Origin of the sequence: Photorhabdus viridis (assembly GCF_040256935.1) — a bacterium.
Classification (GTDB): Bacteria; Pseudomonadota; Gammaproteobacteria; order Enterobacterales; family Enterobacteriaceae; genus Photorhabdus; species Photorhabdus viridis.
The window spans coordinates 51,369-67,772 of the sequence record NZ_JBEJZY010000029.1 but is presented as its reverse complement, the minus strand read 5'-3'; the positions used below and the strand labels follow the sequence as shown (position 1 = coordinate 67,772).

12 protein-coding genes and 3 pseudogenes are annotated in these 16,404 nt (G+C 43.2%); 5 read left to right on the top strand and 10 right to left on the bottom strand.

From position 1 onward, the window contains the following. Nucleotides 1-178, top strand: a pseudogene (locus ABR397_RS13930) (IS4 family transposase); the annotation flags it as partial. 133 nt (nt 179-311) lie between these two features. Here ABR397_RS13930 and ABR397_RS13925 read toward each other — a convergent pair. After that, a pseudogene (locus tag ABR397_RS13925) lies at nt 312-920 on the bottom strand (IS1595 family transposase); the annotation flags it as partial. 193 nt (nt 921-1,113) lie between these two features. Here ABR397_RS13925 and ABR397_RS13920 point away from each other — a divergent pair. After that, complete coding sequence (locus tag ABR397_RS13920) at nt 1,114-1,497, top strand: hypothetical protein (protein ID WP_350306256.1); 384 nt, start codon at nt 1,114-1,116, stop codon at nt 1,495-1,497. Between the two features lie 870 nt (nt 1,498-2,367). Continuing rightward, nucleotides 2,368-2,810 (top strand): annotated as a pseudogene (locus ABR397_RS13915) (RNA-guided endonuclease InsQ/TnpB family protein); the annotation flags it as partial. Between the two features lie 212 nt (nt 2,811-3,022). On the opposite strand, the gene tldD reads toward ABR397_RS13915, so the two are convergent. The 9 genes from tldD to ABR397_RS13870 all read right to left on the bottom strand — a co-directional run bounded on the left by tldD (nt 3,023) and on the right by ABR397_RS13870 (nt 14,615). Continuing rightward, nucleotides 3,023-4,468, bottom strand: coding sequence for a metalloprotease TldD (gene tldD / locus ABR397_RS13910; protein ID WP_350306255.1), 1,446 nt, complete (start codon nt 4,466-4,468; stop codon nt 3,023-3,025). Nucleotides 4,469-4,480: 12 nt separating this feature from the next. Beyond that, a complete protein-coding gene (nit1, locus tag ABR397_RS13905; protein ID WP_350306254.1) occupies nt 4,481-5,332 on the bottom strand; it encodes a deaminated glutathione amidase in 852 nt (283 codons plus the stop codon). Next, on the bottom strand, nt 5,329-9,141 hold the full coding sequence (yhdP, locus tag ABR397_RS13900; RefSeq protein WP_407072879.1) for an AsmA2 domain-containing protein YhdP: 3,813 nt from the start codon (nt 9,139-9,141) through the stop codon (nt 5,329-5,331). The genes nit1 and yhdP overlap by 4 nt, the downstream gene beginning before the upstream one ends. A gap of 41 nt (nt 9,142-9,182) precedes the next feature. After that, nucleotides 9,183-10,652 (bottom strand): ribonuclease G, encoded by a 1,470-nt coding sequence (gene rng, locus ABR397_RS13895; protein ID WP_350306252.1) that lies wholly within the window; start codon nt 10,650-10,652, stop codon nt 9,183-9,185. Then, a complete protein-coding gene (locus tag ABR397_RS13890; protein ID WP_021323553.1) occupies nt 10,649-11,236 on the bottom strand; it encodes a Maf family protein in 588 nt (195 codons plus the stop codon). The genes rng and ABR397_RS13890 overlap by 4 nt, the downstream gene beginning before the upstream one ends. A gap of 191 nt (nt 11,237-11,427) precedes the next feature. Beyond that, nucleotides 11,428-11,916, bottom strand: a complete 489-nt coding sequence (mreD, locus tag ABR397_RS13885) for a rod shape-determining protein MreD (RefSeq protein WP_046975272.1) — start codon at nt 11,914-11,916, stop codon at nt 11,428-11,430. Beyond that, nucleotides 11,916-12,950: a rod shape-determining protein MreC gene (gene mreC, locus ABR397_RS13880; protein ID WP_350306251.1), complete on the bottom strand. Its 1,035-nt coding sequence runs from the start codon at nt 12,948-12,950 to the stop codon at nt 11,916-11,918. Before mreC ends, mreD begins: the two co-directional genes overlap by 1 nt. A gap of 110 nt (nt 12,951-13,060) precedes the next feature. Beyond that, entirely contained in the window at nt 13,061-14,104 is a 1,044-nt protein-coding gene (gene mreB, locus ABR397_RS13875) for a rod shape-determining protein MreB (RefSeq protein WP_021323550.1), read from the bottom strand. Between the two features lie 193 nt (nt 14,105-14,297). Beyond that, nucleotides 14,298-14,615, bottom strand: a complete 318-nt coding sequence (locus tag ABR397_RS13870; protein ID WP_350306250.1) for a hypothetical protein — start codon at nt 14,613-14,615, stop codon at nt 14,298-14,300. A gap of 134 nt (nt 14,616-14,749) precedes the next feature. Between ABR397_RS13870 and acuI the strand changes: the two genes are divergently transcribed. Continuing rightward, nucleotides 14,750-15,727 carry an acrylyl-CoA reductase (NADPH) gene (gene acuI / locus ABR397_RS13865; RefSeq protein ID WP_350306249.1) on the top strand — a complete coding sequence of 326 codons (978 nt, stop codon included), beginning with the start codon at nt 14,750-14,752 and terminating at the stop codon, nt 15,725-15,727. A gap of 208 nt (nt 15,728-15,935) precedes the next feature. Beyond that, nucleotides 15,936-16,391, top strand: a complete 456-nt coding sequence (aroQ, locus tag ABR397_RS13860) for a type II 3-dehydroquinate dehydratase (protein WP_350306248.1) — start codon at nt 15,936-15,938, stop codon at nt 16,389-16,391. Nucleotides 16,392-16,404 lie beyond the last annotated feature (13 nt).

Sequence of the window (16,404 nt, the reverse complement as noted above, 5' to 3'; positions counted from 1 at the left end):
GCCGAAAAAAGCCCCGAGCTTGCATTGGGCCTTCATCAATCTGGGAAAACTGGCCGACTGGTACGATTCCAAACGCACGGGTCGAGTCGGATGGGAACGACTTTGGGAAGGTTGGTTTCGGCTGCAAACCCTGATAGACGGCTATTTGCTGGCTAAATCGGTTGATTTGGAGATCTGATCAAGAGACAGGCCAATGCCGGGGAAATGGTGATTGAGAATAACTTTTCCTGATTACCATCGAATCTCAGCCAGCTTGAGTAAATACTCAGGTATAGGTGCTGCCCGGACACATGAATGAATAAATAATTTGTTGAAATAACAAGGGATTTTGGTTTAAGATGCACTTTAGCCCAACGGGTAAGTTCCTCGGTCTTAAACCTTTTCACAATGCTGAAACGCATGAACATAGGGTGGCCCCTTTCATTCATTGAAACCGCCGCAACGAAAGGGCATTTCCCTTTTGCCCCTCGCCCTCGGGGGCCATGCTGAGCCCCTCCCCAGTATGCGTCGTCAAGCTGAATAAACCCGCCGAGAGTCATCCCGTTCTTTCATCGCTTTCATTAGCTTGTGTTTCATACGCCATGCAGCGTTGTAGGAAATGCCCAGTTGACGTGACAATTCAAGTGCAGAAATCCCATTTTTCTCCTGAGTCATGAGATAAATCGCCAAAATAAAGGTAATTTTGACGCAGAAAACAATGTGCCGGCCGTCAAAGATGTCTGATGATGGCATTGATTGCACTGATAAAGGAAACAAGATTTTAACTGGCAATACTTATCATGCCCACAATGAGGGCAGTGATACCCCGTAGGCCAGCGCATATCGAACACCTGTTTCTGGCATTGTTCTTCATGACCATATAATAAAATAAACTCATGAATAGAAATGCCTTTTTGGAATTGAATCTGATTTTTAGCCATTTTCATTTACCTCCACACAGACTTATTTTAAGTATACGCCTATGGGAGCTGAATTTAAGTGATAATCAGGAAAAATAATATGCCATATGGTGAAAGAATTACTGTAGATGGCTGGCAACTGGAAATTAAACCGCCACGCGCAACAAATGAGTTGCCAACGATCATTCATGCCCGTTATGTAGGAGCACATTAAATGGATATAGAAATTAAAAGTCCTGTAAATATTACACTGGATGTAATAGAACTTGATGAGCACATACCATCAATGAAATTTAATCTTACAATCCGAGTAAATAAATTTGGTTATAGTTCAGATGTGAACTTACAGCTATGGATAGAATGTCAATGTTTTGATGCGTTTGTCGATAACATGCGTAGAAACGATATTGCTCTTCTTAAAGATATGAACGGATCTTTTGAATTGTTATTAAATCCTGTCCAGAATTTGCTTGAGTGGTCATGTGCTAAAGAAGATCTGGATGGTTATACTACATCAGCAAAGGGTAGAGAAAAACTAACTGATGATTCAAGACACGCGTTATACGAGGCATTTAATGATTATCCTAAGTGGTGGTAATCAATAAATATTGAATCCCGGCCATGAGCCGGGAGCTTCCTGCTTTTAGCCGTCAGTTGTTCTCAACGAGCCGGATAATCAACTGTCCGCGCTCAACTGTAGTGGTCTAATAAAAACGGCTTATTCCCTGCTATGTTTAATGTATTCATCGACGATGCTATCTTCCGCTTATTTTACATTTACCTAACCTGCTATGACCATTTAAAATCACGAAAATAGAGATATTAAATATTTTATATAAAAGACGGATTTAACTATAAGTGTAATTTTTTAAAAGAATATTGATTATATTTAATCAAAGTCTATTTATCATTAACAGAGAATTGAAAAAAATCAGCAAAAAAAGATATTACTCGGAAAAGCATAAAAGGATATCTTGATACCATCAAGCTATTTACTGATTGATTTATGAAGATAAAAGACTTATAAAAACTGTTCAGGATTGCCAGTAAAACAGCGTCAGTAAAGATAAAATCGAGTATGATTAACGTTGGTTAAACGTAAAATACAATATACTATGATGATTAAATTCAATAAAAATAAGATGTTAAAAAAATAACTTTTAATAACAGTTTAAAACCTTTCCATCATAAATCTATCAGCGAAAATGAGAAAAAGAATTGACTTTGTTAATGCTTTATATACCACGCAAAAAAGGATAAATAAAAACAGGAATCGGTTGATCAGATAATCTATTTTCTAAAAGGAACCGACTTTAATAACGTTTTTAACCGGTGAATAAACTCTTTTATAAATCAGTTAAATAATCATTCATAAAAAATAGGAATAACAAAATCCGAAAATAAATAACTTAACCGAAAAACGATTGATTTTTGCATTTTCACATTTCTCTATGTAGTGTGTGATGCTATGAAACACGCATATGAATATCGGTTTTATTCCACATCTGAGCAAACTGAACTGTTAGCTCAGATGGTTGGTTGTGTTCGTTTTGTCGATAATTCCCTCCTCCAGTGACGAACTGACGTCTTTTACCAACGTCAGGAGAAAATCAGCTATACCTTAACCAACAGCCGCTTAAATGCGATTAAAAAAGATCCTACTTTTGTGTGGCTCAATGCGGTTTCCTGTGTTCCTTTGCAGCAGGTATTACGTCACCAACAAGCCATCTTTAAAAACTTTTTCGACGGCCGTACCGGATCCACATTCAAATCAAAACACCACAAACAATCTACAGAGTTTACCAAAGCGCTTTTAAGTACCGTGACGGTCATCAGCTATATATGGCAAAAAACGAACCGCTGGTGCTACACTGGTCACGTCCTTTACCATCTACACCTTCGACTATCACTAAATGAAGTGGGAATCCTCTCCCTTTCGGAAGAGGGGCAGTCAAGACTATTCTTATAATGATCTATACCCGTTATCTTTCAAGTTGCCTCTTTGTTGGCTGCACTCACTCACCCCGGTCACATAGTTCGCTATGCTCCCGGGGATTCGTTCCCTTGCCGTCGCGATGCATCTTGAAATCCATAGGGTATATATTCATATAACCAGCCAAAAATTAGGCTGTTCCTCCAACGGTCAAGTTGTCCAGTTTCAAAGTAGGCTGACCAACACCAACAGGTACGCTCTGGCCCTCTTTGCCACAAACCCCAACACCTTTATCTAGTTCAAGATCGTTTCCTACCATAGAGATCTGCTGCATAGCCTCAATACCGGAACCAATAAGGGTCGCACCTTTCACCGGCTTGGTAATCTTGCCGTTCTCAATCAGATAAGCTTCAGATGTCGAGAACACGAATTTACCGGAAGTGATATCCACTTGGCCGCCACCAAAATTTGGCGCATATAAACCATTTTCTACACTACCGATGATCTCTTCCGGTGTGGAATGACCCGCCAGCAAATAGGTGTTAGTCATACGAGGCATAGGCAAATGGGCATACGATTCACGGCGGCCATTGCCCGTCGGCGTAACCCCCATTAAACGTGCATTCATTTTGTCCTGCATGTAACCTTTGAGGATGCCATTCTCAATCAATACATTGTATTGCCCAGGAACGCCTTCATCATCAATTGCCAATGAGCCACGGCGACCTTTTATCGTGCCATCGTCAACTACCGTACAAAGTTCAGAAGCGACTTTCTCACCAATCTGACCCGAGAATACGGAGGTACCACGGCGGTTAAAATCGCCTTCCAGCCCATGACCAACAGCTTCATGCAGTAACACACCCGGCCAACCTGCTCCCAAAACAACTGGCATAGTACCAGCTGGTGCGGCAACAGCGGAAAGATTTACCAGCGCCATACGAACAGCTTCACGCGCAAATTGTTCTGCACGGATCTGACCACTTATCATTTCCAAAAAATACTCATAACCATAACGGCCGCCGCCACCGCTGGTACCATGTTCACGTTTGCCATTATCTTCCACCAGCACCGTGACAGATAAGCGAACCAGAGGACGAATATCAGCAGCTAAAGTCCCATCGGTCGCTGCAACCAATACCTGTTCGTAGACCCCTGTCAGGCTGGCATTCACTTCCTGCACTCTCGGATCTTCGGCACGAGCGACCTGATCCACCCGGTGCAATAACGCAATTTTCTCTTCACGGGAGAAACTTCGCAACGGATCGATTGCCGCATAAAGTTGAGAATAAGCCACTTCTCCCAAGGTATGAATGTTACCATTTCCTGTTTCATGGACGATGCTGCGGGCAGCCTGTGCGCTTTGTTGCAATGCATTCAATGTGATCTGGTCTGCATAAGCAAAACCGGTTTTTTCACCACTGATAGCCCTAACACCAACGCCCTGATCAATATTATAGGAACCATCCTTAATAATCCGATCTTCCAGCACCCAAGATTCATGACAGCTGGACTGAAAATAGAGATCGGCATAATCCAGCCGACGTTCAGCTAGTTGACCAAGTACTGAAAACAGATCTTGATGGCTTAATTTATTTGCAGCCAGTAAATGTTCACTGACAGAAGTTAAACTCATAATTGATACTCTTTAATTTGCTGTATTCTTTTCAATCAGGGAAGTCAACTGCGGCCGGAAGCGGTTATGTTTCACCACTTTCATCTGCTCACGCATAATCTTCAGGCTCTCCGCCCTGACATTCAGTTGTAATGCACTGACTGCATCTGGATTTTTCTTAATCACTTTCCCCCAGCCGTCTACAACCATTGAGTGGCCCCATGTTTGACGGGTTCCATGTACACCAACCTGAGCCGGTGCCAACAGAATACACTGGTTTTCAATAGCGCGGGCCCGTAACAGTGGCTCCCAATGCGCTTTTCCTGTTAAACGGGTAAATGCCGCAGGCACAGATATCAACTCAGCGCCTTGCTCACGCAAAGCCTGAAACAGCCCAGGGAAACGCAGATCATAGCATATGGTCATACCAAGACGACCAACAGGTGTATCCACAACGGTAATATGTTCCCCGCGCTGGAAAACAGACGATTCGTTATATGATCCATGTTCATCATCAATATTGACGTCAAACATATGTATTTTATCGTAACGTGCGCGGATCTCACCCTGATCATCAAACAACAGACTGCTGCTGGTGATCCGTTCAGGATTTTCACGACTGATAAGCGGCATAGAACCAATTAATAACCAGACACCATAACGACGAGCGATCTCACTGACAGCTTGCTGCAAAGGCCCTTTTCCCTGCGGTTCTGCATGATGACGATAGCTGACAGCATTAGCAAACAACAATGCATTTTCCGGGGTCATCACAAGCTTGATCGTATCCGGCAACTGCTTAATTTGTTGTTCAATTTGCGCCAAATTATGTTTGATATTCTCACCGCTACATAACTGTAAGAGTGCAACATTGACGTTTCTCATGTTCCTCTATTCTCCTTAAGTTGACGTAGGACTTCATCAATTTTCGGTTGTTCAAGATTACCGGTAATCCGGTAACGAATAACCGATATCTTATTCCATAACGGCCCCAAGACCTTGGTTGCCGCAAATAACGCGGCACCTGCTACCGGATTGATAACAAAAGCCGTTGCTACACCGACAGTAGCAGAAATTTCTGGCGTGACGATAGCTTCTATATTGATCTGTTGGCGAACAAGATCAATCTCTCCTTTCGTTATCACATCAGCAATCAGCCCATCGATCCGTAAATTTTTAGTCTTGAGTATCCCATTATTTACTGAAACATCGCCACGGATTGAATCAAATTCAAAATCCTGGCTAAAAGTATCACTAAAATCGAACTGCAATTTACGCAACAAAGCATCAAAACTGACCAGTTTTAGTAGCTGACCGGCACTTCCTCCGCCCAATTTCTCGATAGCGCCTTTGCCTAAATCGCTTTTAAAATTTCCATTCAGTGTCTGTAAATCGGGTTTCCACGGTGTATCCAACCAGTTAAAATCAAAATAGAAGTTAAACGGCGACTTAACAATTGGCACGACAATACCAAGGTAAGATGCCATCTCATCAAATTTTTCACCGGAGAATTGTCCCATAAGATGAGTATTATTCTCTCCAGCACTTTCTTGCCAACGACCTGTCAAATTTAGTTTACTGACGCTGTTGTCCACCATTCCATCTCTTAATACAAGCGAATGACCTTCTGGTATCAGGGAACCAGACACCTTCCCAAGTTTCAACCCCATAATCCAGCACTCAGAGCAGACAATATCTAATGAAGGCCATTGGTTCAGTGAATAACGCTGAGTTGTACCTGTTTGAGATTGCTTAGATAAATCTGATTCAGGCTGCTGAGGGCTATATTGCAGAGGATTATAGTAAAGATGGCTCAAATTCAGCTGCCACGGGCCACTATTACGAATATTAAGCTTACCGTTGATTTCCTGACTATCAGCACTAACCTGTGTTCCCCAGGACTGTTGTTCTACATCTAACGATAACTGATTCCAACGCTGTCCCCCCACATCCAGTGACGGAAGCGACACGCGCAGATGTTGTGGCAACAGAGCTCTTCCTGCCAATGAAGAATTTGAAGTCAAAGGCGCAATTAGCCCTAACCACTCTTCACCCTCAATTGCCGGAAGATTCAATTCCAATAACGATTTTTCAGGTAAGTCAGGAATTTCGTCACCGTTACTTTGTAAAATTCCCCGTGACAGTTGAGTACTTTTCTCTGCCAAACTCCATTGAGTATTAAACGCATACTGCTTACCTAACGTCCCTTTTACCCGCAACTGATCCATATCACCATCAGCCAGAATATGAAGCGTTTTCAGTTTACGCAGTTCATCTGCTCTCAAGACAGATAAATGGCTATCTACTTGTGACAAATCAGCGTCGATTTTCACATCATATTGGGCCTTACCCTGAAACGGTAAACTAATACCCACTTTCCCTTCCCAGTCAACAGAACCAGAAAGCGTTTTGGCAACTGCTGGTGGTAGTTCAGGTAATTTTGCAGCAGCCCAATGAGCATTCAGACCAACATCTACCCGATAGTTTTTTGATAAGTTCTTGGTAGCAAAATCAACAGTAACAGGCTGTCCAAACCATTGCACTGATAATTTGTCACTTTGTAAATTACCATTATCAAAGCGGAACCGGCCACTGACATTTTTCATTTCACTGCCCAGCGGCTTAATCAACAAATGGTTATCTTTTAAAGTGACCTCACCACTGACATCCACATTGCCGCCATTGAGCGGAATATCCAAATGCAAATTACCCGCAACCTGACCACCAATCTGTAATGTATTAAGCGTTTCACCAACAGAATCCGCTAACGGGCTATGGGTAAAATATTCATGAATATCTTTACCATCTCCCAGAATATCAGCATCAATTAACAATTTCTTTTTACTATAATCAGAAATTACCGCCGAAACATTATTTGCTTTCACTTTACCAAGCGCAGTTTGCGCAGCCCGCATCCACAAACCGTTATTATGGAAATTAAGATCAATATTAAGATCCAGCAGCACAGGCCAATCTGGTTGATACTGGAAAGTAGCATGACGCAGTGGAGCGAAAACCTGAAACTGACCATTATTATTTACAAATGGGAAATCTTTGGGATTGCCTTGAAAAACAAAAGTTGCGTTTTCTATTTGCCCTTTAATAATTGAAGCGGTCAGATAGTCAGTCAGAGATGTCCCCATCAAAGGCTCAGGAAAATATCTCCAGGCATCACTCGCATCATAAACCCGTACTCCCGCCAGAATACTCAGCACCGGAGGCTGCTCTTTTGGCTGTTGATAACGAAAATCACCATTGACCCACAATGATTTCGCCTGCAAATCCAACCCCTGACTCCAAAGTTGTAAACCTCGCTTATCCTGCCGCCAGAATATTTCTCCATGACTTTGGGATATCTCAAACGGCGCCAGGAACATATCGCGATAATCAGCTACGCTACCTTTCAAAGCAAAGTTAAGTGCGCCTTGCTGCAAGCTACCGTTGAGAGAACCAGAGAAATTATCAATAGAAGGCAGCCCCTGCCAGCGCTGCCAACTCACATCCTGCCATTGCATACTCATTAGGAAATCATCTGTAATTTCCGGTGTTATATCGAGAGCAAGATGATTGACTAATCCTTGCGGCTGGCGATGTTCCCAATCTCTGACAACATCAGGAGTCAAAAAAGAGAAAGTGGGTAAAATACTGCTCAACCGTTCGAGTTGAATATTCTTCGCCCGGATACGCCAGTGATCTTTACCATCATACTTCTTAGCTTCCGGCAGATAGAGCACAGACGCCTTGCCTGACGGCCATTGCTGACCGTCAGTGGCCAGGCTTGCCAATTCAGGCGCATCAAACAACCAACCATTATCCTGACGGCGCATCCGTAACACCAGATCACTGACAGAAAGACGGTGAGATTTGTCAGCAACTTTCCAATTAGCTTCTCCCTGACGTAATTGCAGTTGACCACCATCAATTCGCCCATCTTTAAGCGTAATCCAGCTAGACAAACTAAATTCAGCATCTTTCAGCCCAGTATTATCCTGCAACCAACGACTCAACCACGGATGCATATCAACATTATCTGCCTGCAAATAAACAGTGCCGTTATCCAATACACCGTTAGTGTCACGCAAATCAAATTTAACCTGTACATTCCCATGCTGATTATTAATAGAAGAAAGGCTGACTTCCCCTTGAGCACGATGATAGTTATTTTTATTCAGCCAAGTTAATTGTGGTAACAACAGATCAACCCGTTCACCAGAGGGGGTAAGAAAAGTAAGGTGGCTATCTTGCAGATTAAAATGATCAAATTGTTCGAGAAACAGATTAGAAAACGTATCTGATTGGGAAAACATATTACCGCGTTGATCATTAAACAACGGTTGATGGTAATCCACCTGTAATTGATAAAAAGTCAGATCGCGAAAATCCCAGCGCATTCTCAGTAAAGATAACCAGATATCCAATGCAACCGTGATTTTTTTTGCCTTCACATCTGCACTGGCAGTTTTCACATTGATATCACGTAATTCAAGAACAGGCCCAAAAGATTCCCACTTTCCAGCAATATATCCAACATCAACAGGTACACCAGCAATTGACTCAACTGTAGCGAGCAATTGCGGGCGATAGCCATTAATATGCGGCAGTAGAAAACGTAACCCACTGACAAGCAAAGCCATAATAATAATGACTATTGCGGCTGTCGCTAATAATATTCCCGGCAGTCGCCTCACACGCATCTCCTTGGTTGCCAGCACCGTTATGCCAGCAAACCAGATAATTACATCATAACTACGTCAAACTGCTCCTGACTGTAGAGCTGTTCTGTCTGAACTTTTACCTGCTTACCAACAAAAATTTCCACTTCTGCCAGTGCATGAGATTCTTCCCCCCTCAGCGCTTCGACCACGGCCGGTGAGGCATAAATAAGGAAGCGATCTGCATCAACTGCCCGGTGAACACGCACAATTTCACGCATAATTTCGTAACAGACAGTTTCAACAGATTTTACGGTCCCCCTTCCATGACAGGTAGGACAGTCGTCGCAGAGTATATGCTCGATACTTTCACGGGTTCGCTTACGCGTCATCTCCACCAGCCCGAGTTGTGAAAAACCATTAATCGTTGTTTTAACACGATCTTTACTCAGAGCCTGTTCAAGAGAAGCCAATACCCGTCGGCGGTGATCTTCACTATTCATATCAATAAAATCAATAATGATAATACCCCCCAAATTACGTAACCTTAATTGTCTGGCAATAGCCTGCGTCGCTTCAATATTAGTATTAAAGATAGTCTCTTCCAGGTTACGGTGCCCAACAAATGCGCCGGTATTAATATCAATTGTGGTCATCGCTTCTGTTTGGTCAATAATCAGATAACCACCTGATTTCAATTCAACTTTACGATCGAGTGCCCGTTGAATCTCATTTTCTACATCAAACAGATCAAAAATAGGTTGATTGCCACTATAAAGTTCCAGTCTGGCTGTCATTTTAGGAATATATTCACTAATAAATTCCTGTAACTGATTAAACGTCAGACGAGAATCCACACGAATACGATCAAGAGCAGCTCCGGCGAAATCGCGCAAAATACGATGAGCCAGAGCCAATTCGCCATAAAGTTTATTTTTAGTGATATTACGCTTTTTACGCTCGATCACCTTGCTCCACAATCGTTTCAAGAAAGCCGCATCCTGAGCTAACTCTTCGTCGCCAACGCCCTCGGCAGCAGTTCTGATAATGAAACCACCGTGCTCATCACAATAGTCAGCAACAATATTTTTCAGGCGATTACGCTCTTCTTCACTTTCGATACGTTGTGAAACCCCAACATGAGAAGCACCGGGCATAAATACCAAATAGCGGGAAGGTAACGTAATATCCGTAGTTAACCGGGCTCCTTTGGTGCCAAGTGGATCTTTCACTACCTGAACCATCAAATCCTGCCCCTGACGAACCAATTCAGCAATATCTCTGACATGGAAATTCTTTTGTTCTTCACCAGCAATACATTCCGTGTGAGGCACAATATCTGAGGCGTGAAGAAAAGCCGCTTTTTCCAGCCCAATATCAACAAAGGCTGCCTGCATCCCTGGTAACACCCGGCTTACACGACCTTTATAAATATTACCGACAATTCCCCTTTTGGCTTCCCTTTCGACATGGATTTCCTGCAAAATCCCACCATCAATGTAGGCAACGCGCGTTTCTGATGGTGTTATATTGACTAATAACTCTGCTGTCATGTGTTCCTCTTTCCATCAACTAACGCAAAAAACTTTGTGATTAATTCATGCGTTTCCACTAATGGCAGACCAACGACTGAGTGATAACTACCATTCAGCGTTTTGACAAAGCAGCCTGCTTTTCCCTGAATACCATAAGCGCCCGCTTTATCCATTGGCTCACCGGTCGCTACATAATCCAAAATTTCCTGCGTGGATAATTGGCGGAAGGTCACATCTGTAACGACTATATCACTTAAAGTACTCTGACTATCTGATAAAGCAATAGCTGTAATTACCTGATGACACTGACCAGAAAGTGCGCTGAGCATTTCAACGGCATGTTGTTCACTACGGGGTTTTTCCAAAATCCGATCATTCAATATAACAATAGTATCCGCGCCCAACACGGGAAAATCCTCTGGCGCAATAACAACCCCCGCCAGAGATTTATCTTTTGCTAATCGGCTGACATATTGACGCGGAGTTTCACCCTCTTGCCATTGCTCCTTTACCTGAGGAGAAAGAATTTCAAATTTAAAGTCCAATAATTCAACCAGCTCACGCCGCCTTGGTGAGCCGGAAGCCAGATAGAGGGTTTTCATGATGATATTGTCCTTACTACTTATCTCATTAGGGCTTTTTATTTACCATTCTTGTAATAAAGAGCGCACCAAAGCAAAACTCAAACAAAAGCCGTCGCTTTTGAACGCATTTCAGTGCAAGTTCGCTTCGCCCTCAATAAGAATTTAGGCAGGATAATTCCGCAATTTTGTTAAAAACCGCGCTCCAACCCCTAATGCACATTAAATTGACGACGGATTTTTCGCATTAACAGGAATAACCATGGCCAAAGAATACCGTTGACCAAACTGTTCCAGAATATTTCTGGATGAAAAGCAACATTTGATAACAAAAACTCTGCCCAAAAAACACTGATATCCATCAGCACCGATAAAGCAACGACGACCAAAGCCTGCTGCCAAAGTGCCATATTACGGAATAATTGAAACTTAAATGACACCAAATAGCTAACAAGACTGTAAGCTAAGGCGTTGACACCCAGTGTTGCCCCCTGAATCAGATCTATGATAATCCCCAATATAAAGCCCGTACCAACACTGACCCTGTGAGGTAATGCCATCACCCAGTAAATAAGTAACAGTGCCGACCAGGTAGGCCGGTACATATAAATTTGCTCCGGCCACGGCATAATTTGCAGTACCATCGCAATCAAGAAAGATAACCAAATGATCCAACGCCCATGACTCCGGTATTGATTCATTAACGATTTCCCGCATTTATAAATTTAGCAGACGTTACTGCTGGTTCAGAACTTTCCACTCTTCCTGTCGTTTTGGTTATTTCATTAGAAACAGAGGACGGCGCTGGCGGCCCCATTTCATTTGCATGCGGCAATACCTGAGGCATCATCTGCATTAAACGCTCGTTAGCTACACGATAAACTTCTGATGGAGGCAATGGTTCGGATGGGTTATTATCTGCTCCCCACAATAACAGCAAATAGCGCAAACGCTGTAATTCTGCGGTTGGCCGAGCCTGAATCACAGTATAGGCCCGCTGATTATCGACTTTAACCGACGATACCACAGCTACCGGATACCCCTCCGGGAAACGGCCGCCTAACCCAGAAGTGACCAGCACATCCCCAACCCGAATATCGGTATTACTTGGTAATGACTCAAATTGCAAATCATCAGCACAGCCTGCACCCGCAACAATAGCCCTGATATCATTACGTAAAACCTGGATTGGCAAAGCATGAGTTGTATCACAAATCAGTAATACCCGGCTGGTAAACTGACTGACAGCAACAACCTGACCAACAATACCTTTATCACTAATAACAGGTTGCCCTTCATAAACGCCTTCTCTTGATCCTTTATCAATGACCACCTGATCACTATAAGGATTAGCCTTACCGGAAATTACCTGTGTCACCATCATGTGTTCATCTTGACGCAAAGGTGATCCCAACAGTTCACGCAAGCGGGAATTTTCCTGTTTAAGTTGCCCTAATAGCAGCATCTCACTATTTTTAATCAATAATTCTTGGCGTAAAGCACGATTTTCCAGTTGCAGTTGTTCACGGGAAGCAAGCGTTTCTGACACACCATCAAGTACTTGACGCGGGCCATTGGCAAGAAAATAAAATGGACTGACCACCGTATCCATATAGTTACGGACTTTACTGAGAGCATCAAGGCGGCTGTCTGCCACAACCAAAGTAATGGCAACAATAACAGCAAAGAAAAGTCGTAATTGCAGGGAAGGCCCCCTGCTAAAAATTGGCTTCATAAGCTGCGCTATTCCAAACTGTGCTGTTTCATAAACAATGGAATTCCCAGACAGCAATAGCAAGGAGGTCTGAGTTACCTGTCATTCCTCCCTCACTTGCAAGTTAATACTCACTCCTCACTGAAGAGCTCACCACCATGCATGTCGATCATTTCAAGCGCTTTTCCACCACCACGGGCAACACATGTCAACGGATCCTCTGCAACAATGACCGGAATACCGGTTTCTTCTATCAGTAAGCGATCAAGATTACGCAGTAGTGCGCCACCACCAGTCAGGATCATGCCACGTTCTGAAATATCGGAAGCCAATTCTGGCGGGCACTGTTCAAGAGCGACCATGACAGCGCTGACAATACCCGTTAACGGTTCTTGCAAAGCTTCAAGAATTTCATTGGAGTTAAGAGTAAAGCCACGCGGTACACCTTCAGCCAAATTACGGCCCCGAACTTCAATCTCCAGCATTTCATCGCCAGGATAGGCTGAACCGATAGTATGTTTAATACGTTCAGCAGTCGCTTCACCAATTAGCGCACCATAATTACGGCGGACATAGTTGATAATAGCCTCATCAAACCGGTCACCACCAATGCGTACAGATGATGAATAAACAACGCCATTCAGAGAGATAACCGCGACTTCTGTAGTACCGCCGCCGATATCCACAACCATAGAACCTGTCGCTTCAGAAACAGGCAGGCCAGCGCCGATAGCCGCCGCCATAGGCTCTTCAATCAAAAACACTTCGCGAGCTCCGGCGCTGAGCGCGGACTCACGGATTGCACGGCGTTCAACCTGAGTTGCACCAACTGGCACACAAACCAAAACCCGCGGGCTTGGGCGCATAAAACTGTTGCTATGAACTTGTTTAATAAAGTGTTGCAGCATTTTCTCTGTAACATAAAAATCAGCAATCACGCCATCTTTCATCGGACGAATCGCCGCGATATTACCCGGTGTACGACCCAGCATTTGCTTTGCTTCTTGCCCAACGGCAGCAACACTTTTCGATGAGCCTGCACGGTCCTGACGGATTGCGACGACAGAAGGTTCATTCAATACAATACCCTGACCTTTGACATAAATAAGGGTATTGGCGGTACCCAAGTCAATAGACAAGTCGTTGGAAAACATGCCACGAAATTTTTTAAACATAGCGAAAGGATAATCCTGCAAGCTGGGGACGGAACAAAACCCGTCTACTCTACCAACCACATGAAGCAGGGACAAGGCGCATAAGCACCTGCTTCAATAAAAAAGTGGCTACGTTATTCATATCAACAACGCAATATTCTACGTTACTTTTTCCAAACGGAGCAGAAAAAAACTGCATAAAAATGGGTTAATTTTACCAATTGTTCCATAACAAAGTGCAGGAACCACCCGGTTTTGCATAATTCAGCGTTATAGCGCCAACGTTACCGTCACAGCCGATCCACTGATCTCTATTTTGACCAGTAGCTATTCCTGTAAGTTCACATATCATCAGACTCTTCTGCTCACTATTTCCGATATTAACTGTAAGTATCAGTCTGTGTAGTAAACAAGCTAATGATGTAATAAATTTCGACCAAAATACAGTATCTTCTGCTGAAAAATAATAAAAAACAGAATTTTCCAAAATAGCTTGCCATATACTGATACTGAAACCTAATACTGACATCATCGGAAAAATGCCGAACAGAATCCGCTTAACAATTAACCAAAACTTTATTTTTTCTTATCTTCTTTATGTAAACTGCCAATTTTTATCTATTCTTATTTAATAACAAAACGACTCACAGAGAACGGAACCATCTAATGAAAGCTCTGCTACTAAAACAACAACAGAATCAACTATCAGCGTCCATAGAAGAAGTTGATGCTTCTCACCTTCCCGTGGGAGACGTTACCGTCGATATTCACTGGTCAACCCTAAACTATAAAGATGCATTAGCAATCACAGGTAAAGGGAAAATTGTCCGCCAATTCCCAATGATACCGGGTATTGATTTCTCTGGGATTGTGCACAGTACAGAAGATCCCCGTTTTCATATCGGTCAGCATGTACTGTTAACCGGCTGGGGTGTAGGAGAAAATCATTGGGGCGGCCTGGCAGAACAAGCCAGAGTTTCAGGGGAATGGCTGACACCTTTACCAACTGGTTTAAATGGCAGGCAAGCAATGATCCTTGGTACTGCCGGCTTTACCGCGATGCTGTGTGTTACCGCGCTGGAACAAGGCGGCGTTAAACCAGAAAGTGGGGATGTTATTGTAACCGGCGCCAGCGGTGGTGTAGGAAGTACTGCGATAGCGCTTCTTTCACAACTTGGCTATTCCGTTGTTGCCGTTAGCGGCAGACAGGAAAATCACGAATATTTGTTATCCCTTGGGGCAAAAAAAGTTCTGCCGCGTAATGAACTTAGCCAACCGCCTCGCCCATTGGAAAAACAACTTTGGGCTGGAGCAATTGATACTGTAGGCGGTAATGTACTGGCAACAATACTGGCTCAAACTCACTATAATGGTACCGTTGCAGCCTGTGGGCTTGCCGGTAGTACAGATCTGCCAGCAACAGTCATGCCATTTATTTTACGGAACGTACGTTTGCAAGGCGTAGAATCTGTCACGGTTCCATCCACCAAGCGATCTGCTGTGTGGCAGCGTTTGCAAAAACTGCTACCCGCTTCTTTTTACCAACAAGCAACGACTGAGATAACACTGGACCAAACCGTGGAATACGCAAATAAATTGATAGCTAACCAAGTTACAGGACGTACATTGGTAAGAATTCGTTAAGAATTGTGATTAGCTTCTAAAGTACAATGGCTTTATTCTTGACATTTTCTCTGATAAGACCAGTATTTAGCTGCTAAATGCTACGATATCATTATAATGTCGGGCTTTATCGCCGAAATGAACTTGTGGCTGTTTTAAAAAGATGACAAATCGTTAATATAGGATTATGTTGGGCAATTGTTGACAAATTGCCGGAGATACCAGCACAATGGCAGACAAATTTCACATTTTACTCCTTAACGGCCCTAACCTAAATATGTTAGGAACCAGGGAGCCTGATATCTATGGCAACTTAACGCTCGACGATATCGTCAGCAAATTATCTGAAGAAGCCCATCAATCAGGGGTTAGATTCAGTCACCTGCAATCCAACGCAGAGTTTGAGCTGATAAATAGAATTCATTCTGCGCAGGGTAATACCGATTTTATCTTGATTAACCCTGCTGCATTCACGCATACCAGCGTGGCACTGCGTGATGCATTGCTGACAGTGAAGATCCCATTTATTGAGATCCACCTCTCCAATGTTCACGCTCGCGAGCCATTTCGTCATCACTCATATCTTTCAGATCTTGCTGTTGGTGTAATCTGCGGTTTAGGGGTAGATGGCTATAGCTTTGCATTACAGGCAGCGGTAAACCGCTTGCAAAACTCAACTAAATGAAATAACAGAAGAG